This is a genomic window from Photobacterium sp. R1 (assembly GCF_054600795.1).
Map to the genome: position 1 here is coordinate 1 of NZ_BAAHZP010000069.1, position 508 is coordinate 508.

1 protein-coding gene is annotated in these 508 nt (G+C 55.1%); it reads right to left on the bottom strand.

Annotated elements, in window-relative coordinates:
* A partial coding sequence (locus ACYP03_RS23980) for a penicillin-binding protein activator (protein ID WP_459782360.1) occupies positions 1-508 on the bottom strand: 508 nt, incomplete at both ends.

The following is a 508-nucleotide window of genomic DNA, read 5'->3' on the forward strand; positions in this document are numbered from 1 at the left end:
GACTTTCTCCAGCTCTACCACTTCCAGGCTCATGATAGCCTGCAGTTCTTTGGGCAGGTAGCTGTTGGCCGGATGTTCCGGATGGCTTTGCAGCCACTGTTCAACCTCGGCCTTCAGCCTGACCGGGCGCTGAGCAGAGGCATTTTTAATTATGCTCAGTTCTACCCAGCCTTGCAGTACGGTTTCATCCGCACTGATGCTGGCTGCTTTGAGTTGATGGTTATTATACTGAGACAGGTTTTGCCACAGATTCTGCCAGTTAACCTCTTTCTCACTGCTGTTCAGATACTGTGACAGGGAAGTGCGCTCTCTGGCGGCGGCAAAGTGTTGTTCTGTCTGTGTCAACAGCTCGGCACGCAGCAAATGGTAGCGGCGGTACTGACTGTCGGCCAGGGTCCACCAGGGCAGGAAGTTCAGTGTCTCCAGCGCGGTTTTGGGCTGGCCTTGCTGGTAGCGCAGGGTTGCCCGCGCTAACTGCCATTCAGCCATTTGCACCGGAGACAGGTTC